General features: G+C 58.5%; 20 protein-coding genes. 11 read left to right on the top strand and 9 right to left on the bottom strand.

Translation table 11 applies throughout. From position 1 onward, the window contains the following. Window positions 1-28: 28 nt before the first annotated feature. The 7 genes from WS95_RS35090 to sctU all read right to left on the bottom strand — a co-directional run bounded on the left by WS95_RS35090 (window position 29) and on the right by sctU (window position 6,804). Window positions 29-976, bottom strand: coding sequence for a hypothetical protein (locus tag WS95_RS35090; protein ID WP_156444557.1), 948 nt, complete (start codon window positions 974-976; stop codon window positions 29-31). Continuing rightward, a complete protein-coding gene (sctS, locus tag WS95_RS21780; RefSeq protein ID WP_059825821.1) occupies window positions 973-1,233 on the bottom strand; it encodes a type III secretion system export apparatus subunit SctS in 261 nt (86 codons plus the stop codon). Before sctS ends, WS95_RS35090 begins: the two co-directional genes overlap by 4 nt. A 4-nt stretch (window positions 1,234-1,237) precedes the next feature. Further along, a complete protein-coding gene (sctR, locus tag WS95_RS21775) occupies window positions 1,238-1,885 on the bottom strand; it encodes a type III secretion system export apparatus subunit SctR (RefSeq protein WP_059825816.1) in 648 nt (215 codons plus the stop codon). Continuing rightward, window positions 1,869-2,975: a type III secretion system cytoplasmic ring protein SctQ gene (gene sctQ / locus WS95_RS21770; protein ID WP_082746987.1), complete on the bottom strand. Its 1,107-nt coding sequence runs from the start codon at window positions 2,973-2,975 to the stop codon at window positions 1,869-1,871. The genes sctR and sctQ overlap by 17 nt, the downstream gene beginning before the upstream one ends. A 13-nt stretch (window positions 2,976-2,988) precedes the next feature. Continuing rightward, the gene (gene sctP, locus WS95_RS33920) at window positions 2,989-3,684 is read right to left on the bottom strand and encodes a type III secretion system protein SctP (RefSeq protein ID WP_179950217.1); all 696 of its coding nucleotides are present in this window, start codon (window positions 3,682-3,684) and stop codon (window positions 2,989-2,991) included. 109 nt (window positions 3,685-3,793) lie between these two features. After that, complete coding sequence (locus WS95_RS21765) at window positions 3,794-5,719, bottom strand: FHIPEP family type III secretion protein (protein WP_059825811.1); 1,926 nt, start codon at window positions 5,717-5,719, stop codon at window positions 3,794-3,796. A gap of 17 nt (window positions 5,720-5,736) precedes the next feature. Continuing rightward, the gene (gene sctU / locus WS95_RS21760) at window positions 5,737-6,804 is read right to left on the bottom strand and encodes a type III secretion system export apparatus subunit SctU (RefSeq protein ID WP_059825809.1); all 1,068 of its coding nucleotides are present in this window, start codon (window positions 6,802-6,804) and stop codon (window positions 5,737-5,739) included. A 325-nt stretch (window positions 6,805-7,129) separates the two neighbouring features. Between sctU and WS95_RS21755 the strand changes: the two genes are divergently transcribed. The 10 genes from WS95_RS21755 (at window position 7,130) to sctC (ending at window position 16,505) form a co-directional block, all read left to right on the top strand. Beyond that, on the top strand, window positions 7,130-7,591 hold the full coding sequence (locus WS95_RS21755; RefSeq protein ID WP_059825807.1) for an HrpB1 family type III secretion system apparatus protein: 462 nt from the start codon (window positions 7,130-7,132) through the stop codon (window positions 7,589-7,591). Window positions 7,592-7,604: 13 nt separating this feature from the next. Continuing rightward, window positions 7,605-8,033: a hypothetical protein gene (locus WS95_RS33915; protein ID WP_082746985.1), complete on the top strand. Its 429-nt coding sequence runs from the start codon at window positions 7,605-7,607 to the stop codon at window positions 8,031-8,033. Window positions 8,034-8,063: 30 nt separating this feature from the next. Continuing rightward, a complete protein-coding gene (sctJ, locus tag WS95_RS21745) occupies window positions 8,064-8,831 on the top strand; it encodes a type III secretion system inner membrane ring lipoprotein SctJ (protein WP_059825803.1) in 768 nt (255 codons plus the stop codon). Beyond that, window positions 8,828-9,529 (top strand): type III secretion protein HrpB4, encoded by a 702-nt coding sequence (locus tag WS95_RS33910; protein WP_179950216.1) that lies wholly within the window; start codon window positions 8,828-8,830, stop codon window positions 9,527-9,529. The genes sctJ and WS95_RS33910 overlap by 4 nt, the downstream gene beginning before the upstream one ends. Then, the gene (sctL, locus tag WS95_RS33905; RefSeq protein WP_082746983.1) at window positions 9,514-10,245 is read left to right on the top strand and encodes a type III secretion system stator protein SctL; all 732 of its coding nucleotides are present in this window, start codon (window positions 9,514-9,516) and stop codon (window positions 10,243-10,245) included. Before WS95_RS33910 ends, sctL begins: the two co-directional genes overlap by 16 nt. Next, window positions 10,242-11,561, top strand: a complete 1,320-nt coding sequence (locus tag WS95_RS21730; RefSeq protein WP_059825794.1) for a FliI/YscN family ATPase — start codon at window positions 10,242-10,244, stop codon at window positions 11,559-11,561. Before sctL ends, WS95_RS21730 begins: the two co-directional genes overlap by 4 nt. Further along, entirely contained in the window at window positions 11,561-12,052 is a 492-nt protein-coding gene (locus WS95_RS21725) for a hypothetical protein (protein WP_059825791.1), read from the top strand. The genes WS95_RS21730 and WS95_RS21725 overlap by 1 nt, the downstream gene beginning before the upstream one ends. An 18-nt stretch (window positions 12,053-12,070) precedes the next feature. Further along, a complete protein-coding gene (sctT, locus tag WS95_RS21720) occupies window positions 12,071-12,898 on the top strand; it encodes a type III secretion system export apparatus subunit SctT (protein ID WP_059825789.1) in 828 nt (275 codons plus the stop codon). A 152-nt stretch (window positions 12,899-13,050) separates the two neighbouring features. After that, complete coding sequence (locus tag WS95_RS21715) at window positions 13,051-14,496, top strand: helix-turn-helix transcriptional regulator (RefSeq protein WP_063890174.1); 1,446 nt, start codon at window positions 13,051-13,053, stop codon at window positions 14,494-14,496. Between the two features lie 11 nt (window positions 14,497-14,507). After that, window positions 14,508-16,505 carry a type III secretion system outer membrane ring subunit SctC gene (sctC, locus tag WS95_RS33900; RefSeq protein WP_257139925.1) on the top strand — a complete coding sequence of 666 codons (1,998 nt, stop codon included), beginning with the start codon at window positions 14,508-14,510 and terminating at the stop codon, window positions 16,503-16,505. Between the two features lie 64 nt (window positions 16,506-16,569). Here the strand turns inward: sctC and WS95_RS21705 are convergent, their stop codons facing one another. Beyond that, window positions 16,570-17,694, bottom strand: a complete 1,125-nt coding sequence (locus WS95_RS21705) for a hypothetical protein (RefSeq protein WP_156444556.1) — start codon at window positions 17,692-17,694, stop codon at window positions 16,570-16,572. 96 nt (window positions 17,695-17,790) lie between these two features. Beyond that, entirely contained in the window at window positions 17,791-18,588 is a 798-nt protein-coding gene (locus WS95_RS21700; protein WP_059825781.1) for a hypothetical protein, read from the bottom strand. A 1,535-nt stretch (window positions 18,589-20,123) separates the two neighbouring features. Between WS95_RS21700 and WS95_RS21695 the strand changes: the two genes are divergently transcribed. Further along, window positions 20,124-24,224 (top strand): hypothetical protein, encoded by a 4,101-nt coding sequence (locus WS95_RS21695; RefSeq protein WP_156444554.1) that lies wholly within the window; start codon window positions 20,124-20,126, stop codon window positions 24,222-24,224. Window positions 24,225-24,321: the final 97 nt, after the last annotated feature.

The following is a 24,321-nucleotide window of genomic DNA, read 5'->3' as shown; positions in this document are numbered from 1 at the left end:
TGTGAGAATGGCGGGAAGGAGCCCGTCGTTACCATCCGCGACCGTGCCTGATCAACGCGGCGAGGGCTGACATCCCCATTGCGCGGCCGGCTCGTGTGCGGCTGCGGCCGAGATTGAGGAGCGCAATGGGCAACAGCAGGTTCATCGATTCTTCTGCCGGCGAAAGTGGACGCAGTCCAGAGCCCGGCGCACTGCGCACGGCGATCGTTGCGTTCACTAACCGATCGCGAATTTGCGCAAGTGTTGTGTGCGACTTGCGCGCATCGGTCGGCATCCGCATGAACTCGCGCATAATGGCAAGCACGCGATAAGTTGTCTGATCGCGCGTGGATTCATCGTCGGCCGACTTCGATGTGTTGATATGCGACAGAATGTGCGACGACGGTCCGACCGACGTCTGGCCCGTTGTACGGCTCACCTGACTAGCAGCTGCTGAGGCGGCGCGGCGTGTACGCGGCGTGAGCGCTACGAGGAATGCGGTTTCGGCCAATTCGGTAGGGGATTGACTTGAGCCGTCGAGCTTGCCGCTTGCGGCCGCGTTCCAATCCCGCAACAACACTGACTCATCACGTGCATTGCGTGGCTCCAGATGCATAGGCAGTGCGCTCACCGGCAGATTCTGCTGGATGTCCGGAGAGGGAAGGTTTCCGTCAGCCTGCCCAGAAGCTGAATGTTCGTCTTGCTCAAAGCCGTGCTGGCTGCCGCGCGAGTCGCGCGTATCTACTTTCAAGGAGCCGGTTTGGTCGCGGCGCAGATGCTGGTCAAGCATCATCAGAAGTTCTTCGCTCTCGGCGGCTGGGTCATTCGCGTCCGGACTTTCCGCGTTTCGGCGTTTCCGGAGCGAAGGTCGTTTCTGACGTGCGAGTGCGTGGTGGCGATGGTGCAGGGAGATAGGTGAGTCCTGCTGCTGCAGCGCTTCCGTCTCCTGGGACAGATCTGGCTGCGTGTAGCTGCTGCCGATGCGTTGAATGCTCATGGGAACATCACTTGTACGAGCGTGCGTGCAAAATTCTGGATGGCAGCTGCCCCCCAAGGTGCGGTGACCACAATGACGATGGTCACGACGACCAACTTCATGCTTTGCGAAATGCTGGAATCTTGCAGTGAAGTGACTGCCTGAATAAAGGCGATCAGTAGACCAGTTATGGCGGCGACCGCTACGGGCGGCAATGACACCATCAAGCAAAGCGTGAGTGCCTGCGTGGTTAGATGAGTTATCGTGTCATATTCCATGGCATCACCGGTAGCTGGAGATAAGCCCGTGGATCAGAGTCGACCATCCGTCCATTGAAACGAACAGTAGCAACTTGAACGGAATCGCAACGTTGGTCGGATTGATCTGAGACAGTCCAAGCGCCATGAGAACGTTGGCGATCACGATATCGATAACTATAAATGCCAGGTACAGCAGGAAGCCCATCTTGAATGCGGCAGTCAACTCGCTCAGTGTGAACGCTGGTGCAAGCACGATCAGATCGTCCTGCTTGAGTTCGGCGGCGCGCTCTGGCGGCCAGATTTCACGTGCCGAGCGCAAGAAGAATACCTTCTCTCGCTCAGACGCATGGCTCTTCAGAAACACACGGAATGGTTCGCGCGCGGCGTCCAGCAACGGCATCACCTGTGCTCCTGAAGCAGGCTCGCCCGCGATTTGAGCGCGATGCATTGCGTCCATGCCGACCGGCGCCATGATGAAGCAAGACACCATGATCGCCACGCCATTGAGTACGGACGTTGGCGGCACCTGCTGCAATCCTAGGGCATTGCGCAGTAGGCCCAGCACCACGACGATCTTTGTGTACGACGTGACCACCATGGCGGCAAAGGGCAATATCGCGAGCGCCGCTGCGGCGACCAGTAGCGATGCGATGTCAGGAGTGCCGTTCATTTGAGCTAGCAATGTGCTGGATTTGAAGACCTAGGTTGTCTCCCACCGCAACGAGTTCGCCGAGCGCCAGGGTTTGCCCGTGGGCGACGAGGCGGATCTCGGCGTCGGCAAGCGCCAGCGGCAGCGTCAGGATATGTCCAGGCTGCAGTGCCGCAATTTGCGCGAGCGTGAGGTTGACGGTCACCACTTCGATGTGAACCGGCAACTCGACTTCGTTGAGATCGACTGGATGGTCTGCTGTCGGGACTGCACCGGAAGACTCGAAGTGGGGCGAGATAGAAAGATCGAAGTCGTGGCTCGTCATCGCTGGAATAGATTGAAGAATGATGTCGCGTCCGTCGACGCGGGCCTGCGCGCAAGCGGTGCGGCCGGTCGACGCACCCCACATCAAGCATGCATGTTCAAGCGGGCCGCCATGTGCGTATCCCCCCGCGCGCGGCCAGCCAAGCAGAACGTCGCCCACGCTCAGCGTTGCCAGCAGCGCGGCACTGCAGTGGCGACTGCGCAAACGCAGGCGGGTTGGAACGGTGAGGCTGGCAAGGTCGGCGAATGAGGCGGGAAAGGCTGTATGCGCCACACGTGCCGCGGCGATCTGACGTTCGAGCGCGATCGATGCATCCAGCAGCATCGCCTTGTGGATGCATCCCTCCTGTTCGTACTCGAAATGAAGTGCGCCGGTTACAAGGTCGTCACCGTGCTGTTCGATGTCGAGCGAGAAGTCTTGTACGACGGCTTGCGAGATTCCGTGTTCGGAGAGCATTTCGAGCGGGCCGGCGAGCCAAACGTTCGCCAGCGCGGCGCGAAGCTCGATTTCTTCTTCGAGCGAAATGGCGCGGAGTGCCGCATAACGACTAACATCGACGGCTATGCAAAAGTCACCTTGGGCGCTACCGATCCGCAAACGCGCGACGTGAGCGAAATGTCCTGCATTCGCCGCGCCGCGCGTCTGCGAGCCCCCGGCAGGCGTCGCCGTCATGCGGACGGCGGGCCGGCTGCGCGTATCGAAGAGCACGCGCGACAAGCCGGCGAGTGCCGGCGTGTAATGGCGCAGCCGATCAGCGATGCGAGTACAGCCTTCGGGCAATGACATAATCGGGATTCCTTCAGAGAACCGTTACTTCAACCGCAATATGGCCACCGAGGCGTGCTTCCAGACGGGTTTTAAGCTCGTTGATGTTGTCACAGATTAAATGCCGGCAGCGTGGATCGTGGCTATCGAAACGAAGGGCTAGAGCCAAGCCCGAAAGGCGCAAGTGCAGTTGCGTTTTCGCGAGAACGGCAGGGTCTAATTCAACCGAAACCTCCCATTGACCTGTTCGGTCGACTGCGGGACTCGTGCAAAAGCCGGCGACGTGTTCCGCTAGATGTTGCGCGAGCAGATCGCCTTCAGCGGCTCTGGCGCAGCGGCGAATCATATCGATACCAAATTGTTCGTCCGTGTCTTCGTTTGCCGAATTCCGCCGAGATTGGCTGCAGGCTGTTGAACTTGTTGAATTTCTTTCAACCACGTGCGGGCCCCACGTAGATGAGCGGAAGTTTTTGCGCAGTTGGAGAAGTGCACTCGTGAGCGGATACAGCGGCGGTAACGGTGGGACAGTCAGATATGGCGCTCGATCTATAGTCTCGGCAATATCGTCTATCGCGACCGGGCCGCCGCCCGTGTCATCCTCGCGGGTTTGTCGACTTCCACTATGTGGTTCGCCGTCAGCGGTTTGGCTCACGTGATCGTGCTTTGAGCGTTGTCGGGCAACATCATAGAAGGTGCTGAAACGGCCGGTGTCGACGTTCGCGTCGCTCATGGCAGCCGAGCACTCCTCGGTATGACGCGTTGAGCTGTTGCCGGATGGCGACGGCCACGTAATGCGGATTTCTCGTGCGGAACGAATGCGTGTCATGTACGTTCTCCGCTCAGAATGCCACGCGGCCGACCGGCTGCAAATCAACCTGATCACCCAGTTCCTGGAACGAGTAGACTTGCAACCACTTCAGGCGTTGCTCGATCATGCGCTTGAAGTAGCGACGAATATCCATCGAGGTAACGATCGCGAGGCGCTCGGTCGGGCGCGAACCAGCAAGTTCTTCGATAGTTTTGAGCAATTGCTCGACCTGTTGAGGCTCCAGCGTAAGGAAATTTCCAGCAGGTGTTTGCTTGATCGATTGCCGGATGATCTGCTCCACTTCGACGTCGAGCACGATTGCAGATAACCGGCCGGTGCCTTCCGTCGCGCGATGTGCAATGTAGCGACCCAAATCGCCGCGCACGTACTCGGTGAGCAAAAGGAGATCCTTTTCTTTTGCCCCCCAGTTCACCAGACTTTCGAAAATTGCCCGCAGGTTGCGAATCGACACCTGCTCCTCGAGCAAGCGCTTGAGCACTTCGGCAATACGCAGCACCGGCACCACCTTCTGAACCTCTGCGACGAGGCCGGGATATTCGGTGCCGATTCGCTCGAGTATCCACTGGGTTTCCTGCAGACCGAGAAAAAGATGCGCGTGCTGGCGCACGGCTTCGCCGACTGAGTTGGCGAGTGCCTCTTCCCAGCCAGCCTTGGCGGTCGGAAGTTCGATCGATGGCTGCGGGACGTCGTGCAGCAGAATCTGATACGACGTGCCCGGGACTTCGACGGCTGTCCATACGGCTGTACGGGGGAAAGGCAAGCCAAGCTCGTTGACGAGCGAGCGGCGTACCACATCGAAGGCGCGGTTTAAAGCCGCCATGTCGAGTTGGGCAGCGCATTGTGGCGCGAGACGCACCGCGAGCGGCGCAGCAAATGCAGGAGGATGCGCAGTGACGGTCGGTGCGTGGCCCTTGTAACCGTCGGTACGCAACGACGCGAGTTCGGGACCCGAGTTTGGCATCTTGTGCAGCAATTGCTTACGCAAGACGTGGCCACCTGTGAAAAGTGCGACGGCCAGCATAACGAATAGAGCAGACGGAAATCCCGGTACCAGCGCAAAGCCTCCTAGCAGCGCAGAAGCGCCGTACAGTGCACGAGAACTGGTCGACAACTGGCGCAAGATCTCCGTGCCCAGCGAACTCGGTTTGCTATGTTCGTCGGCGACGCGTGTAATGAGAATGCCAGCCGCGACCGAGATCAGTAGCGACGGAATCTGCGACACCATCGCGTCACCTATCGACAGCACGGAGAAGCGGTTCGCCGCTTCTCCGGCGGTCATCCCATGATAGCTGACCCCAATCACAATGCCGGCGAGGATATTTACCAGTGTGATCACGAGACCAGCAATCGCATCACCCTTGACGAATTTCATCGCGCCGTCCATGCCGCCGTGCAGCTGGCTCTCGATTGCCAGCATGCCGCGGCGGCGTTGCGCGTCCTCGGCGGTGATGTTGCCTGCGCGTACGTCTGCGTCGATACTCATCTGCTTGCCGGGCATTGCATCAAGCGTGAAGCGTGCGCCAACTTCAGCGACTCGCTCGGAGCCTTTCGCGATCACGATGAACTGAACTGTCGCGATGATCAGGAAAACCACCAGCCCGACCACGAGGTTTCCGCCGACGACCAACTCGCCAAAGCTTTCGATAATATGGCCGGCTTCTGCGTGTAGCAGAATAGACTTGGTGGACGCAATGTTGAGGGACAGTCGGAACAGCGTCGTAAACAGCAGCAGCGATGGAAACGAATACAACGACGTCGCGTTCGGAATGTACATCGTGACCATCAGCAAAAGCACACTGATCGTAATGTTCAAGCCGAGCAGTGCGTCGATCAAAAATGGTGGTAACGGTAGAATCATCAGAGAAATCACCGCAACGATTAGCGATGCGATCCCGACCTCGCCGCCGATCTCATTGAGGCGAACATTCTTGAACATGAATTTCTCCGTGGCGATCAGTTGGCGGCTTCTGCGCTACCGCGCCGTCCACCGATGTTGTCGACCCACGCCAGAACCGCGGCAACCGCATCAAACAGCGGCTCCGGGATCGAATCATCCAGCGCGACGCGATATAGTGCTCGTGCAAGAGGCGGATTTCCAACGATCGGGACTCCAAACCTAGAAGCTTGTTCGCGGATCGCACGTGCTTCTGCATCGACGCCTTTAGCAATCACATATGGCAAGCCGCATTCCGACGGTACATAGCGCAGGGCAACGGCGTAATGGGTCGGGTTCACTACAACCACGCTGGCGTTCTTTACTGGCTGCTGTTGACCGGACGAGGCAAACTCGCGGGCGAGCTTTCTTCGCTCGCCCTTGATATGCGGATCGCCTTCGGAGTTCTTGTGCTCGCGCTTGACCTCATCCTTCGTCATTCGATGATCGCGTATGAACAGCCAGCGCTGCACGCCGTAATCGATCACGCCGATCACGAGATAAAGGGTGCCCGCGATGGCGAGGATTTTGCATAATGTGCCCCACGCGATGTCCACAATCGCATCGATCGGTTCGTAGACGACGCCGAGCATCGACGGTATGAGAAGCACGATGGTCTTCCACATCACGGCCGAAATCACGATCGCCTTGACAACGGTCTTCGCCAGGTCGATGAGCGAGCGCAGCGAAAAAATGCGCTTCAGGCCGGATCCGGGGTTGATCGCATCGAACTTAGGTTCCAGCGGCTTGGTTGAGACCTGCAAGCCAACTTGTGAGGCAAGTGCTGCGACGCCCGTTATTGCCGCCGCGACGGCGATTGGCAACACCAGCGTCAGCGCGCGGAAGCCTGCCTCGACCAGCAGGTCGTGCAAGGGCATATCGGGCGACTTTATCCGAGCGATGTCGAGACCACGCTGCATCACGAGCTTTAACTGCTCAGCCATGTGCGACCCGGCCACCGTAAACCCGATCGAAGCGACCAGCAGGATGGCTGCGAACGGAAGATCCGTGCTTTTCACGGTTTCACCGTCACGACGCGCATCCTGCAGTTTCTTTTCGGTGGGTTCTTCGGTCTTCTCCTCGGCCATCGCGAAGTACCTTGCGGAGTTGGATTGGGTAATTGTCGCGACATCCTCAGAGGCGACGGGTCGGTGCCGCGAATGTGTGAGTCTGGTAGCGAAGTGTCGGCCAATCGTAGCTAAGATCGATAATCGCGGTTCAATCGAAGGAAGCGAATTGGGGCCGATGCGAAATGGCGAACGACGGCTTTCGTTCGCTGCGCTTGGGCTTCGCTGCAATGCGCCGCGCCCGCAGTGCTTGGACGGTACGTTTCGACCAGCGTCGGCTATCGCGAGGGGTTTGTCAGATCGGCAAACACGCGGTCACGGGCGTTTGATCTAAAAGGAGTGCACCATGTCCCTGACGAAATGTAGTAACCGGCTTGTATCCGCACTGATCGAGGCGCTGATGTTTGGCGCCAAGCAAGGCTATATTGACCAATCGGAGCGACTGCTCGCCGCACTTCATATATTGCGTCCCGGCTTTGTGGAGTTGCATGCGTACGATGCTTGGATGATGATCCGCCGACGCGACTTCACCTCGGCAGTGCGCTTGTTGCGTACGCTCGAACAGCGCGACCTGCGCGGATCGTTCGGCCCATATGTTTCGGCACTGCTTGCGGTTTCGCTGTGCGGGCTCGATGATCCGAGCTGGCGAGTCTATGCGAACGAAGTAGCGACCCGTAATGAAGATCCCGATTCCGTCGAACTCGTGATGACACTTTTGGGAAAACAACCAGCGCCCGTTACTGCCGAGGCACAGATCGACAGCGGAGCGTTGCAGCAGCTGATGCAGAACCGCCATCTGCGCGCATAGCCAGGAGAGGTTGATGAATTCGATGATTCCACCATTGCCGCCGCTCGACCGAGTCTCTACCCTTGCGCGCGACCAAAGCGTGAGCCGCCCAGCAGCCGGTAGCCAGCCCGGCAGCGTCGTACCGGCGCCTCGATCCGAGTTAGTCGACTTGTTTCGCAGCAAGCTTGATGCGGCGAGTCTTGCTCCGCCAAGTGCTCCGCATGGGCACGGCCCTTCGGCGTTGACGGAACTGGTGACCCAGGAAGACCATGCGCTGGCAGACCTACGCGGCGATATCGATCGTTTTGCTGGCGACGCGGCTCTGATGTCGCCGCAGGAAGCAACCGCGCAGTCGATCAAAGTGCAAATGCAAGTGTCGGAGATGGTCGGCAAGCTGTACGTTGGCGAGGCGGTTGCTCAGGGAGCGAAGGGGTCGGTCCAGACGTTGATGAAGAACCAGTAGCGCGCGAATACAACAACAGGACGATTCGAGATGGCTTCATACCTCAAGCTGGCGCGCATGGTCGCGATGCTGTGTATTGTTGCCGGGCTGATGGCTGGGTGCAGCAAGCAGTTATTTGCGCAACTGTCCGAGAGCGACGCCAACGACATGCTTGCAGTATTGCTCGATGCCCATGTTGATTCCAGCAAGCAGAGCGACGACGGCGGAAAGACATGGAGTGTGGTGGTGACCGGAGACCAGTTTGCCCGCGCCATGGACGTGCTACGTGCGCATGGCCTCCCGCGCCAGCGCTTCCAGAATCTCGGCGACATGTTCAAGAAGGACGGCTTGATCTCGACCCCGACCGAGGAACGGGTGCGTTTCATCTACGGTGTTTCGCAGCAGCTATCTGAAGTGTTGTCGCGGATAGACGGTGTCGCGTATGCGAATGTACAAATCGTTCTGCCGAACAATGATCCACTCGCGACGACGGTCAAACCTGCGTCTGCGGCCGTTTTCATCAAATATTTACCGGGCACTGACATCACTGCGCTTACACCGAATTTGAAGAATTTGGTCGTGCATGCGGTAGAAGGGCTCACTTACGACAACGTTAGCGTGACGATGGTGCCGGGTACGGCAGCCCCAGAGCCGCCGCCAGTTGAGCCGCGCGTTTCGCGCGGATGGGTGTGGGCGGGCGGCATTGTTGTTATCGCAGTGCTGGCCGGTGCACTCGGGTGGCTTCTGTGGCGATTTGGCCCGAGGTTGAAAGGCATGGGCTTGAGGTTCGGAAAGCGCGCAAACGGAGCAGCTACATGAGCGTGATCCGTGAATCATCATCTGGAAACGCCAATGAGCCGGCTGTGTCTCGGTTGCTTGTTTGGTTAAGCGCCTACGAGGCGCGCGTCGGCGAGGCTGCGTCGCGTGGGGCCGCGTGGCAGTGCCGGCAATGGGGTGTGCCGTGCGGAAGAAGCGCAATCCGCGCTTGGTATATCGCACGCGATGTCTGGCTTGGGCCGCCGGAGCCCATCAGCGCTTTCATGGGCGGAGCTAATCGTCTTGCGCTGCTTGACAGTATGAATTTGCGTCGGGTGCTTGTCGGGCGCACGCTCTATGCGTCGCGTGCTGTGCTTCGCAAACTTGTCACTGGATCGGTGCGCCGAGCGCTATGCGACGTGGTGGGTGAGCACGTGGTGTCCATGCTTACGCAACAGGGTGTCAACGCACCCTCCGCGAACGCATTGCATCCTGCGGATTTTGTCACCCATCTGCTCGCAGATCACGCTGCACAAAATATGGCGCGTGCGGGAATGAAGCTGTTCGAGCATGACGCTGTATTCACGCTGGCGCACGCGCGGACCTTGATCGAATTTTCATTAGATCAGGACGATAGTTACACCGTGACGCCACCAACAGCCGGAGCCTGGCCCGATCAACCGAATGATCCGCGTGAATCGGCGGATTTTTTGCTAGCGGCTGGCATGTTGTTTCCGGAGCTGAAATGGTTATTTGGCTAAGAATGCCGCACGGCGGTGTCGGTATCGATAAGGACGTGCTGAGTACGTCGGAATTTGCAAAGCTGCATGAACTTGATCGCGCGTCGGAGCACTTCGAGCGGCGTGCTGATGAGTTGTTGGCGGCTGCGCACCGCGATGCTGACGCAATCCGGCAAGCCGCATCCACCGAAAGCGAGCGTGTCCTGCAAGCGGCTCAGACGAAATATGACAATGCAGCACGGCTCGGTTACCAAGCAGGTCATCGCCGTGCCTTGTGCGAAGCGCAGGAGTCGCTTCTGAAGCGCACTGCTGACGAGAGGGAACTGCTGATGACACTGCGCGAGCGCATTGCCAACGTGATACTGCACACGGTTACGCGTGTGCTCGGGGACGCTGATCGCGAAACCCTGTTCGCGCAGATTGCGACGACGCTTTCGCGCAGTCTCGACGGCACTTCGTTTCTTACCGTCCGCGTTGCGACCGCGGATGTCAGCGACGCGACCCACGCATTTCGCCGAATCTGCGAAGAACATCGATGGCCGATCAATCCAGAAGTGGTGGGCGACACATCGGTCGAACCGGGTAGATGTGTGTGCGAGTGGGACCATGGTTTGATTGAAGCCGGCTTGCCTGCGCAGTTGCATGCGATCGGTTGCGCGATTCGACGTGCCGTGGCGAAATACGACAGGGATGATGCGGAGGATGTTCATTCTTCCAGTAGCGGAGTGCGGGCATGAACGAAGTCATCGAGTTCGTCGACGCTTTGAGTAAGGAGTTAGCGCTTGCCGACGGCAACGTTTGTCACGGCAAGGTCGTCGAGGCTGTCGGAACGCTACTGAAAGTAGGCGGACTTGCCGCGACGCTAGGCGAGCAGTGCGAATTACGCGATGAGCGTGGTGCGTTGTTGCAACGCGCAGAAGTTGTCGGCTTCACGCGTCAATTCACATTGCTGGCGCCATTTGGCAGTGTAGCTGGTTTGGCACGTACCACCCGCGTCGTCGGTCTTGGACGCCCACTGTCGGTACCGGTCGGGGAGGCGTTGCTCGGCCGTATCCTCGACGGACTTGGCGAACCGATGGACGGCGCTGGCCCTATATGCTGCGAAGTGCCGCGCCCCGTTATGTCCTCCGCTCCTGATCCACTGACGCGACGCATGGTGGAGATACCGTTGCATACCGGTGTGCGTGTAATAGACGGGCTGATGACAGTAGGTGAGGGACAGCGGGTAGGCATCTTTGCGCCAGCAGGCGTTGGCAAGAGTACGTTGCTTGGCATGCTGGCACGCGGCGCGGCCTGCGACGTGAATGTGATCGTGTTGATCGGCGAACGCGGTCGCGAGGTTCGCGAATTCATCGAGTTGATACTCGGTGAAGAAGGCATGGCCCGTAGCGTTGTGGTATGCGCGACTTCGGATCGCTCTTCAATCGAGCGTGCAAAGGCCGCGTATGTCGGCACTGCGATTGCCGAGTACTTCCGCGATTGCGGTTTGCGGGTGCTGCTCATGATGGATTCGCTGACACGCTTCGCACGAGCGCAGCGCGAGATCGGTTTGTCGGCCGGCGAGCCGCCGACGCGACGTGGATTTCCACCATCCATCTTTGCTGAATTGCCGCGCTTGCTCGAACGCGCAGGTATGGGGCCTTATGGTTCGATCACGGCATTCTATACGGTGCTCGCGGAAGACGAAGAAGGTAGCGATCCTATCAGCGAGGAGGTGCGGGGTATTCTTGATGGACACCTCGTGTTGTCGCGTGCAATTGCGGCGCGTAACCGTTATCCGGCCATAGACGTGTTACACAGTCTGAGCCGGGTGATGACTCTAGTTGCGAGGCCAGAGCATTGCGATGGCGCAGCGCGCATACGTAAGCTGCTGGCGAAATACGACGATATCGAACTGCTGCTGCAAATGGGCGAATACGAGCAGGGTACCGATCCGCTTGCCGACGATGCGCTCGCACAGCGCGATACCATTGATGCGTTCCTCAGCCAGCGTACCGACGAGTTTTCGGATGGAGATGCAACTCATGCATTTGTTGCCGGCTTCGCAGAATAATGACGACGCCTGGAGTCCGAAAATGGCGTGTCATTGTCGCGGCGAAGCAACGGCGTCGCGAACGTATCGAGTCTGACCTCACGCGTGAACGTCAGCTTCTTGCTGAGCGCGAGGCCGTACTGCGCGATGCCGTGGAGTTGCGCACGCGAGCGCAGACCGAGCAGGTTGAGCACGAGGCGCAGATAGTTGCGCTGCTTGACGGTACGGAGCGCTTCGCCACTTCTCAGTATCTGTTGCATGACGCGTGGAGAATTCCGCTCAAGGAAGCGCTTGATGAAGCTCGCGCTGTCGAACGTAATAGCCGAACTGCGCTCGAGCGCCAGCAAGCCAAGGTTGCGGAATTGCAGGCCGCGTTGTTGCGTGCCGAAGGTTCCGTTGATGAATGTCGCCGCAAACTCGATACGTTGTTGTGCGCCGCTGCGGTTGCAGCGGAATGTGCCGCAGACGAAGAGGCTGCCGAAAACATTCTGGCGCGTCGCTACGCAAGATAATCGATCGGAAGGAGGCTTATGACACCTTTTCACACATGGGCCGAGGCGCTTCTAGGCTGGTTCGATGCGTATCACAATCTGATCGTGATGATGATCCTGGCGGGAATCCGGATCATGGTGATGTTCATTTTGCTTCCTGCCACAAGCGACACCGTTTTGCCGGGCACCGCGCGCAACGGCATCGTCTATGTGTTGACGATGTTCGCCGCTGCGGGGCAGACCCCGCAATCGTTCGAATCGTTTTCCAGCGGGATGCTCGTGGTACTTGCGTGTAAGGAGGCATTTCTCGGCTTCGCCCTTGGATATAGCGCTGCACCCGTGTTCTGGATCGCGCAATCGCTCGGTACCCTGATAGATGACCTCGCGGGTTTCAACAATGTCCAAATGACTAACCCTTTGCGTGGCGATCAAAGCACCCCTATTTCGACGCTATTGCTGCAACTCGTGGTGACGTTGTTCTACGCGGGCGGCGGAATGTTGTTCATATTGGGTATTTTGTTCCGGTCGTACAAGTGGTGGCCACCTTATTTGCTCTATCCGTCGCTCGCGAATACTGCTCAAACATTTCTGATTCAGCGCACTGATACCATATGGACGGCGCTTGCGAGACTTGGCACACCGGTGATGCTGGTTCTGATATTGGTCGATATCGGTCTTGGCATCGTTGCGCGTGCGGCAGACCGGCTCGAACCCACCTCGCTTAGCCAACCGTTGCGCGGCGTTATAGGTTTGCTGATGTTGATCGCACTCGTGGTCGTATTTGCTTCCCAGGTCGTCACGGATGTACAGCTTGGTACCCTGTCCGATGCGTTGACAAAAGGGATGGTCGGAAACCTGGCGCAGTGAAAATTGTTGTGGAGTGTTGTGTGGATTGTTGAGAATTTGGTGGTTTGATGTCTCTACCATGGTCTCGTTGTCGGTGATCCTACGGCAACTAAGGTGTTGCAAGACGGGACCGCTCGCCCGCCCCATTGGACATACCATGAAGGGATATCATCATGTTCTCAACGGTCTATTTTGCTCTGCTGTCGGGGTTCGCTCATAAAAATCAACTGCCTGCATATGCGGAGGCTATGCTCGAGGGTGCCTCGGAGCGAGCATACTGTCTGGTTGACGACGTGCTGGAAAGACCGGCACATAAGCTGGTGAATTCGGATGATGCACGTCTCGTAGCGGTCGCTGATGCTTCTTTGCTTCTCGGTTATGATCAGGATGCCGAAGAAATGTACCGAAGAGCACAGAAGCTTAATGTCGGTGAAGATGGCCGTCTGAGAGTGTTGTCATGTCGAAATGCCGGGTGGCAGCTGATGATGCGCGATCGTTATGGGGCCACTGCCAAATGTTTTGCGCGCATCGTTCACGATGAAGCTGCATCAGTGGCCGATGTTCTGGAAGCACATATTGCGTTAGCGTTGGTGCACCACCAGGTGGGGCGCCAGCGTGACGCCGATGATGCGTTGCTGACAGCGGCCGAGCTTGCCGACACGCACGAGGAGCCAGGGTGGCGTCTGGTGATCGCACTGCTAGCGAGAGAGTTCGATGTGCAGTTGCGTATTCGAACGGCAACGACGCTGAATGATCACGCATTCTGGACGTCTGCGCATCTGGCCAGAGCACAGAGTGCCGGTGATCGTGAGGAGATCACGCGTAAACTTACCGAAATAAATATTTTGTCGCCGATGCCGGTGCTACTCGTGCAACGATACGAATATCTCGAACGTCTCGCGATGATGGCGAATGGCGAGCGTGGTGTCGTTTCTCCCCTTGTGGAACTCGTTAGTCAACCGAGGCATTTTCGTGGTTCTGGTCAGGCTTTTTTGGCAAAAATCGATATCGTTCTCGCCAGTCTCGCAGGCGGACTCGATGACGTTGCCGATTGTGTGCTTGCCAAGATAAGTCGCGACGAGGCTGATACTGGCACGCGCCGCTTCAATTTCGACTACCTATATTGTGTATCGAAGCTGGCGGTGTGGCGCGGCAATCCTGCCGAGGCTCTCAAGCTTTACGCGAACTACGCTTCGGAGGCGCTGCGCTGCCTACGCTGTGAGGCGCACGGAATTGGGGTGACACAATCGGCCGCGAGTCGCGCGTTGCCTGCCGACGATATTTCTGCTCGTCTGACTGTCAAATACCGTCGTGCTTATCGGTACATCATTGAAAATCTTGACCGAGCTGATTTGAATACCCGCGAAATCGCGTCGCACATTGACGTCACCGAGCGTGCTCTGCAACTTGCCTTCAAGCGTTCCATCGGAATGTCTCCGCATGCACTAATCCGCAAGCTTCGGCTCGAAAGTATCCGTAACGACCTGTTGAACGACGAACGAAACCAAGGCTCAATCTTCGATACCGCGAGCCGTTGGGGCCTGAAAAGTCGCTCCGCACTGGCGAAGGGCTATCGGCGTGAGTTCAACGAATCACCGTCGGAAACTATCCAACGCTAAGCGGGGACAGTATGAATGCTATGGTTTGCGTGTGCCGCGGCGTGGGTTTTCGAGTACGTTTTCTATGCGCGACACTGGCTGTAGCTGGCACGTTCGCCACGACCCCGGTTTACGCTGAAATGGTTGCTTGGCGCGGCGTGCGTTTTGAATATGTTGCGGACCACAAGGATTTGAAGGACGTATTGCGTGATTTTGGTGCAAGCCAACATGTCATGACATGGATTTCCCCGCAGGTAGAGGGCACGGTGACTGGCCGCTTTGACTCAGTACCGCAACGCTTTCTCGATCAAATGGCCGGATCGTTTGGAATACTATGGTATTTTGATGGATCGGTGCTACGCATCTACGGTGCGAATGAAGCGCGCAGCGCAACGCTCGGTCTCAATCACGTAAGCACCGACGAGTTGCGGAAAGCGCTCGGTCGGCTTCAGATAGAGGATACGCGTTTTCCGGTGCGCTACGACGGCGTCACCCGCACGGCTGTAGTGGCCGGTCCGCCACGTTTTGTGGAGCTGGTGACGGACGTGGCGCATCTGATCGACCACGATTCGGTCCCCGGGGCAAAGATCGTAGTGCAACGCTTCCCGTTGCACTATGCCTGGGCGACCGACCGCAGCATCGCGGTCAACGGCCGAAATGTTACGGTACGTGGCGTCGCTTCGCTGTTGCATGCTTTGTACGGTGAAGGTGTGCCGGCCGGTGGGGGGGAAGCGCTGGGAGACGCGCCACCTGCGCGGCGCGACGCGTATCGTGTTCCCAGTGTGCGTGAGATGTCGGACGAGGGAATGGCAACTCGTGCAAGCCGTGCAACTGGCAGTCGTCCGCCGCCGTTGCCGATGCTGCCAAGTCTTGGTTCTGGTTCGCAATATGGTAGCGGTGATGGGGTGGTGCCACCCCCCCCTGGTGGTATGGCCGACTCCGGCGCGACATCCTACGCGTCGCGTGATGGTGGTTTGGTATCCACGGCCGAACGTGGCAAGGCACAGCCCATATCAGGCACACCAGCCATCGAAGCCGACTCGCGCAGCAATTCGATACTGGTGCGCGATCGAGCCGAAAACATGGCTGCCTTCGGGGCGTTGATTGAGTCGCTGGATACGCGTCCGGGCATCCTGGAGATCGATGCCAACATCATTGAGATCACCGATAACGCATTACAGGAGCTCGGTGTCGACTGGAGATTGCATTCGAGCCATGTTGATTTTCAGAGTGGTAACGGGCAGCGGTCGCAGACGGGAAATCCGGGGTCGCTCGATCCGCAGGGCTTCAACAACCCGTTCGACTCCGCTAGTGCAGGTGTACTTGCGACGCCGGCTGGCGGGGTACTGACTGCCGTGATCGGAGGCGCGGGACGCTATCTCCTTACGCGGATTAGTGCGATGCAGCAGACGGATCAGGCGCGTATCACGGCGAGCCCGAAAGTGGAGACCCTTGACAACGTCGAAGCGCTGATGGACAACAAGCAGACATTCTATATTCAGGTTGCGGGTTATCAGTCCGCAGATCTGTACAGCGTGTCGGCTGGAGTGTCGTTGCGGGTGCTGCCGTCAATCGTGAGTTCGGCGGGCGGTGAGCAGATTCGTATGGATGTGCACATCGAGGACGGCAAGCTGACGGATCAGCAGGTGGGGCAGTTGCCCGTAGTGAGCAACAGCACGATCGACACGCAAGCGCTCATCAACGAAGGCGACAGTCTCCTCATCGCCGGATATTCGGTGGATCAGGACGATAATACGCAAACTGCGGTACCTCTACTGTCCAAGATTCCGCTGATCGGTGGACTGTTTAGATACCGGAAACACCAAGGGCAGCGTTTTCAGCGATTGTTTTTGTTGACGCCGCGCGTGATTTCGCCGGCAAGTGGCAGTACTAGTGCTGCAAATAATGACTCAAGCGCCATGAATGCCAAGAACGGTCCGGTCGCTTTGAGCGGCAATTCGGTTACGTCAGCACACGTTGAAACGCCCGGACTAGTTGGTGTCGCTCGCGTTCCAGTGCCGGCGCAATAAATTGCGGCCCGCACAATGTGCGGGCCGCATGTTCATACGTCCATCTGCTCGCCCGGGAGGAGCTTCAATCAGTACGCCGGTGGTTGTCTGCGAGATAGCTGAGCAGCAGCGTATCGAGTACCGGCGGAGCCGACCCTGCCCGTTTGCCGTCCTGACCCTTGTCGCTATCGTTCTTGTCTTTCGACTTGTCCTTGTCGTCCGACTTCTCCGTTCCCTTCGGCCCGTTGCCGCTGGTCGCTTCGTCCTCGTTCTTCTTGCCGACCGCGCTTTTGGGCTCGTCGTCGGCGACGAATTTCTCCTTGTTCTTCTGACCAGAGACGCCGTTCAATCCGTCTCCGCTTGCCAATTTTTCGTCGCCTTTCCCACCAATCGAGTCGCCTGATTTGCCGGTACGGGCCGAGCGGCGTGCACCCGATGCCGAGCCCATCGCACCGAGCGCGAGAAGGGTGCCTCCGGCAGCCGTTGCGGTGTCCGGGTCAGTATGCGCGATGGCCTTGCCGGCAAGTTCCTGCACGTGCTGGCTCACTTCCGTCTCGCCTACTGCCTTGACGACCTGGCCGATGCCGCCGTGCATGGCGCCTGCGATCGCGTTGTCAAGCGCCGCGCTGCCGATATGGGCCGCCGCCAGCGTCGAGGCCGCCACCGTTGCTGTGAGTCCTTCGGGCGTCAGGTCAGCGGCGACTTCCAGAGCGTCCTCGCCGACCTTGGTGAGATCGCCCATCATCGCACCGAAGTTGCCATGCGCGAGGTCTTTGACCGCATTGACAGAGCCAGCGATGACTCCTTCCACTGACGACACCAGGTCTTGCACTGCGGCGTCGACCCCCTTGTTGACATCGTTCTGGACGCTTTTAACACCCTTTTCCACGCCCGCGAGGGCCTTGTCCAGCCCTTTGCCGAGATGCAGTTCCTGCAAGCCCTGGAGCGTCGCAAGGGTGGCTGAGGTCTCGACGTCCGTTGCGGTCTTAACCACATCATCGGCGGTCTTGAGCAAGTCCTGCATGGCGAGCTTCATATTGCCTACCATTAGCGCTTCTGTCATCGCGAGCGCGTCCTGTAAGACTTTTTTGATGTCGTGCTCTAGCGTATGAGCGACCTGCTCGACGCCATGCACGACTGCTTTTCCGACTTTTTCAATATCGTGCCCAAGATGCTGGAACGCATGCTTGATTTTTGAAAATATGCTCATGAGGTGCTCCTGATGCGCCCGCTCACCGCGAACCGCAGCGTTCGGATAGAAGGTGCAGTTCACGGCGAGCGGGCGGGGCGGTATGGATGGCGTGCTTTAGGCGTTCTGCGTTTGCTCTTGCGATGCCTTGTTCAACATAGGCAGCAGTTGTGCAAGCAGCTTGAGCAGTTCGTTTGTGAGAGCGCTCGGGTCGGTGGCGCCGTTGGTGTTGCCCGGGGCGGTGGCACCGCCCGCACCGCTCGCGCTGCTAGGGTCGCCGGCACCGCCGTCGCCGCCGTCTGCGCTGCCGGTGTTGTCGGAGCCGCTGGTCTGCGAGCCTTGCAGCTGTTGAAGGAGCTCGATGATGTCAGAGAGCAACGCTTGGATCTGCGATGTCGGGTCGCCGCCAGCAGCGCTACCGCTACCGCCAGTGGTGGTGCCTCCAGGCTGGCTGCCGCCCGCTTGACCGCCGCCTTGGGAACCTTCAATTTGCTGAAGCAGTTGCAGCAGATCGTCAATGATTTGTCCGGTTTGCTGGTCGAGCCCCTGGCCGCTTTGGGACGACTGCTGGAGCATCTGCAGAATCTCCTGAAGCAGCGAAGCAATCTGGCTCTGCAAGTCGTTCGAGCCACCAGCCGGATCTGCGCCGTTGTCGTTCGACGCGCCTTGCGTCGTATCCGGGCTTTGCGTCGAATCAGGTGCCGCGGTAGAGCCGCCGCCATCACCGGCGTTGTTGTTGGGGCCGGCGCCTTGTGAACCGCCACTCAATTTTTGCTCGATGATGGCGAGAATCAGTTCAAGCAGTTTTTCAATATCATTGTTACCGAGCTTGCCGCCGCCTTTTAAGTCGGATTCCAACTGCTGGATATCGGCCTGAATGTTGGCGCTGCCCACGGCGTTGTTGATGGCGCTCATGAAAATCCTCTTAACTTGTGCGATGAGAAATACGCAGCAGAGTCGGACTCGCTACGCGTCTATATGAATCTTGATGGCCGCGCGACGGCCGCCTGTCGGCCACCGTCTCATAGCGAAGCGTAAGAGAACCTAGGTATTGGCCTGTGTCCGAAAGCGAAACATCTGGCGTGACGGCGAATGAGTTTTCGTGCGCGTTTCCGGTTGCTACGCCTGCGATCAGTGGGTTGGCTCGTCGTCTTTGGTGAAGCATCCCGGACGTAGGCGAGCACGTTCGGTTGTCGAAGGCGAAATGCATTGGTGACGTGCGGTGAAGTGAGGAGGGACGCCAAGAACCTACGCGCACGAGTCGTGGAGTCGACCCTGTAATCCCGGACACGGCATCCCACTAAGGTTGCTGAGTTCATCGAGCGCCGGAAATCGCAAGGCGCACGGTACTTCAGCACGTTATGGGGATGCTTCTCGTCAGAGGCTGTTCCAACCACTAATTATAGGAATCGGTTGCCCGGACGGATATGCTTGGCGATAAGCCAACCGGTACGATTGCGTCGTTCAGCTCATTAGTGCGCCGTCCTGCATCCTGTTTGCTCCGCGTGTGAGCGGCATGGACCTGATCTCCGCGTATTGCCGCCACCGACACATCCGATCCTAGCGAAGCGTGAAGGTGGCATCTTTAGATCGTCTTGTTCCACTCGAAACCGTTTAAGATCCCGCACGCCGAAGTTTGGCTCGCCGAGAGAGGCAAGCTACCATTCGAGCGGTCTTCGTGATGCCTGGCAGCCGGTTCATATCGATCGCCTCGAGCGTTGCGGCGTTATCTGTGTGACTGACCCTTGAGAATTCAGCCGCATGGTCGATCGTCATCCGCATGGGAGCGCTTCGCCATCGTCGCCAAATTTTCGCTTGCACCGGCAGTTTTGCATGCGCGGCTCGTTCATCGTAGCGGGAGGAGTGCTGACTGCGTTTCTTTGACGGTCTATATCGTTATTACTTCACTCTATCCTGTAGACGGAGCCGATGTGCTTACTAAAGTCCGGTCACGCAGCTTGACATCGAACACCGCGGCCGCGACACAGACGCCGGCATCCGAACCTTCAACTTCGTCCGTCAACAATCGTAGCCGCTCGCGAACGTTTGGCGGCTTCGGCATATTTTCGTGTTTTGGGGGAACTCGTTCGAACAGAAGGGAAAGAGCCGGTAGCAAGGTCGCCAACACGGTTGAAATAGTGCAGACACAGCCGCTATTTGCTAACGCCCAAAGATCGCCACACGAGCTGCCGCGGTCCAAGGCGTTGCGTGAAGGAGGTGGCTTGGCCGGATCCGACACGGAATCGCGGGCGACGGCACTTTACGGTGCTGTCCTGCAGCGCGCAAACAGCGCGCCGGAGGTGAGTCGCCAGCGAATGCCGCCTTTCGCGGCGCGCCCGCTTGCGCCTCGCGAGCACATCTCCCTCAACGCTACGTTACAGTCGTCCGCTGACGACAACGGTGGTGCGAACGCGTTTATCCAGTCCGCCCCCGACGCTCCGTACGCGGACATGCTTCAATACAAAAAGCCCCCCGGCTCGCGGCTATGGTTGCCGGTCACGCCGATGGATAACGAGCCCACCGGAAGCGATGATGTGTCCCTGAGCGATATCCTGCCGCGAGATGGCCAACTTTTTATTTCGCAGTCCAACGATGCCATTCACGAGCAAGATGACCCGTGTTCTCTATGCCAGTCCGAAATGGATGATACGGCCACCGGTTCCTCCCGGCGCGGCCGGGTACCATCGGACCACACGCACTCGCCCAAAGACAATTCAAACACAGTGCCCGACGACGTACGCAAGCTCGTCCAACAGATTGCCTCAGAGGCCGGCCTTCCCCCCCCGACATCTGAGTCTTCGGAACGCGGAAATATTTCATCCCACTTCGACGCGAGCGTCGACCTGTCGCCCGAACGTAGCACGGGTCTGGGTGATAGCGAGATATCGGACGAGAGAGAGCCTGATAGAGACGCTGGCGACGAGGATAGCGACGGCTCACGCGAACGCAGCTCGTCGCACCGCGATCCGACGTTGATCGATCGCGGCGATAGACCACTAACGCACACCGCTCCCGACCGGAAAAATCCAGCCGACTTGCTGATTTTTCAACATGAATTCAAGAACACGAATCGCTTCTCGTCCAATACCGAAACGACAATCCTTGGCGTTTACTCGAAGTCACAACCACCGCGTCCGTTGACGTTGGGCAATTCGGGCCCGAGATTGACCACCGTGCCCCAACCCGAACCAGCTGCAGCCGGTTCGGTCGACCCGCCGCCATCCGCACGAGCAGAGGGCGGCATGAAGAAGGACCGCAAACTACGTGCCCTTAGGGCGTTTTCGTGCATGCTGATGCCCGCAGCAATGATCGGCTCGGAGTCGACTCCGGCGATGCGCGGTAAAGCCCGCCTCAGTCAACTCGTGCCCGCGTTGACAACAACTGCCGATCTGGAAGCACGGACTGCGTTGCTGTTCCCGAACAGCAATGACGATCACATAGCGCTGGCCGCTCTGTTGCGAACGGCGCTTGGGGCGTCCGGACCGGAGGTGATGCCAATCAGCAACCGGACCGAACTGACTTTCACGCACCACCAGATGATTGCCGAATGCCTCGCACGTGCGACGGGTGGTGACGTAGCACGTGCGCTGCGTGCATTCACCGCACTTCAGCGGGGCGAGTTCCTGCCGTTTTCGTCGATCAACTCGGGAGATAGCATACCGCCGATTCGGCTCAAAGAACTGCTTACGCTGCCACCCGACCGGTCCTCGCGCGCGCAGCCCCAACTCGACGCACTCAACGTGGCCGCCAGTCTCGCTTCGTCGCCCATTGGCTTCGAGGGATTGTTGCGTGCGTTGAAACCGGCCTTGCCAGAAGACCGCCAGCCACACCTCAAGCGCCTGCTGGAAGCGGTTGACAAGGTTGCGACGGAACGCGGAGCGCCTGGCGATATCGCGAATCACCTGATAACGGCGCGTAGCGCAATGGAAACAGGCCAGGCGACCCTCGCACAGCACGTGCTGCACATCGAAAGCCGTGCGCTCGAACATTTCGGTCTCGATACGCATGCGACATTGAGTCCGGAAGACAAAGCCGCTGTGTTTTCGTGGGACAACGGCTTTCGAGACCGTGGTCCAGGTACCGAGTTGGCCAAGGTGCAAGGCAGGCTCGCGAAAATGGGTAAGTACGTACAGCGCGCGAAACATTTGCAGGATTTACGCAACGTAAAGTTCGACGGCCGCAATCCGGTGCGCTCGACCGCGAAAGTGATCGAGGCGAGAGCGCGCATCTTGGCAATGCGCGCTCAGCAGACGGTCGGCCGGAAAAAGTCCCCGCTCACCGGCTTGCGGCGGTTCGGCGCAAACAATAACCTGCTGAAACATCCCGATGAGGATCCCGCGGTTTTGGACGCGAATACCATTGCGGCCGTGAAGATGGTGCATACGCAGTACGCGTCCGCCGTCGATCGCTACAGCGGCTTCGACGTGAAGCTGCAGGATCCGCGCGAGAAGGCACTCCCTGAGCCAGTGCTCATCGAGGCACTGCTTGCACACTGGCAGTCTCGTATCGAGGAAGGAGGTATGCGTCCAATAGGTTTGAAGCTGGATGCTGAAGCGCTAAATTCGATTGCACAATATATCGCGACCCGTCATGGCGTTGACACGCCGGCGACCCGCGAACTGATCCGAGAGCGTTTGCACAGATGGACCACGTCGACCCATAAGGGCTGGACATTGCGGCGTGGAGGCGACCGCGAATTAACGCTGCGCGATCTGGAAAAGTGGGCCGTCGATATGGGCATGCCAACTCGTGCGTTCACGCCGCTAGGCAAGATCATCGCGGGGGGCACGCCTCCCCGCCAAGCGCTTGCTTCTTCTGCAGTCGTGCCGGAGCCGGATACCGAAGGCAGTTCATCCCGTTCGGCTGTGGCGGACGGCTCGCCGACTTACATCGAGGAGACGGAGTTCGGCACAGCCCTGCGCAAGGCACTCAATATTGTCGATTCATCGGTGGTGCGGCCCGATGATTTGACACCGGATGGACTGCACCGTTTCACGCGAATGTACCTGCTGGAACACCCGTGGGGTAATCCGCTCGTGGCGTCCAACGGCGGTAGTGCTGGAATCAACACCTCCGCCGTTGCTCTATCGATCCATAAGGTTGCCGAAAAGTTCATGCCCCTTAGCGTCACACCGATCCTCGATCTGCGACTGTCGCGCTCCAATAATGCGATACTGAGCATAGGTTCTACCACTCACGGCGGCGAGATATTCCTGGGAACACAGCGGCAAATCGCCGGATCGGTTGGTGGAGGTCTCTTCGGCAGCATCGGCCCTAAGGCCCTCAGGAAGATTCTGGGGCAGGGCACGGGCAGCGCCCAGCTGACACCACTCGCAGTCGAGTCAGTGAAGACGCGTGGCGTAATGGTACGCGCGCTGCGGCCTCAGAATCCCGACGGCAGCGGCCACGACACAGGTGCCGCGCGGACCGAGCTTGTCCAGTTCAATGACCTGATGTGGTCGGTTGCAAAGGGAGAGCACGGTGACCTTGAACCCGCGGCGATATGGGAACTGATCGCTGATCGCTTCTTTGGCAGCGACACGCTTTCCATCGGCTGGCAGGATCAGGAAGCGAGCACCGTACGCCATGCGTTCAGCGCGTCTGTCGGGCTCCGTGGCGGTCATAGCATCGGTAGGAAGATCGCCGGCGCCTTCAGTAATTTAGAGACAGAACGCGTAGGACTGTCAGCCGGCATCGCGACGGATTTGACGACGCTCGGAGCGAATAGACGCAACGAACGGACCGGGCGCAACCGCATGATGCGAGCGAACTACCTGTGGCGGTTTCAGGCCAATGCCACGCTCGCAGCCACGCAGACAAATCCGCCGATTCCAGCAAGTCATGCGGTAGGTCCAAACACCGCTTCGATTGCGAGCGGACCATCGTCGATCACACGTACATTCGCACTAGATGATCGAGGCTTCAACGCGACGTTTCGCACGATCATGAAGTCCGGAAAACTTTCCGAACCGTTCACGCTTCGTGAGTTCGAAGAACGCGACGCGAAGCAGTTTGCGGCAGCAATGACCCGGCCGGAGCGACGCGCGCAGTTGCTGCAGATGTTCAAGGCGAGTTACGGACACGATAGCGGCGAGCAGCAACTCGACAATTTCCTCACAAAAATCAGAAACTGGGCTGGTGCAGGACAGCACTACGTGATTCGCTACCGGATGCGCGCCGAGGACCGCAAGACGCTCGACGAACTTGCCGCCTATGCGCATTTGGTCGCAAGACGGGACCCCAGCGATCCTGTTCTCGCTAACATCGAGCGCGCGATGAAAGAGCGCCTGGAGGACGAAGACACATGGATTCCGATACAAACGTTTTCGCTCGAAGGGCAAACGGCACGAGAAGCACTTGGTATCAATCTCGGTGTCCAATTCGGTGCACAGAGCATCGTTGCGAGTGACCGAGAATTGGCTGCAGTCGTTGTACCGCTGCCGATCGCAGATCAGTGGACGCAGATTCGGCGCAACGAGCACCACTCCGAGCGATATCCGTGGGCGACTACAGAAGAAAGCGGTGCTGAAGATCGACGTGCAGGAACTTGATAGCAAGGTAGCTGATCGTCTATTTTTTTGCTTTCGGCAGCAAAGCCACCCGTTCCGTGGCCTACGTCGCTCGTGTTGACCCCAAGGTCTCCGGATG

It is taken from the genome of Burkholderia sp. MSMB1826 (assembly GCF_001526325.1).
GTDB lineage: Bacteria > Pseudomonadota > Gammaproteobacteria > Burkholderiales > Burkholderiaceae > Burkholderia.
Note: the sequence above shows the minus strand (reverse complement) of the source record. Positions and strands in the feature narration are given on the sequence as shown.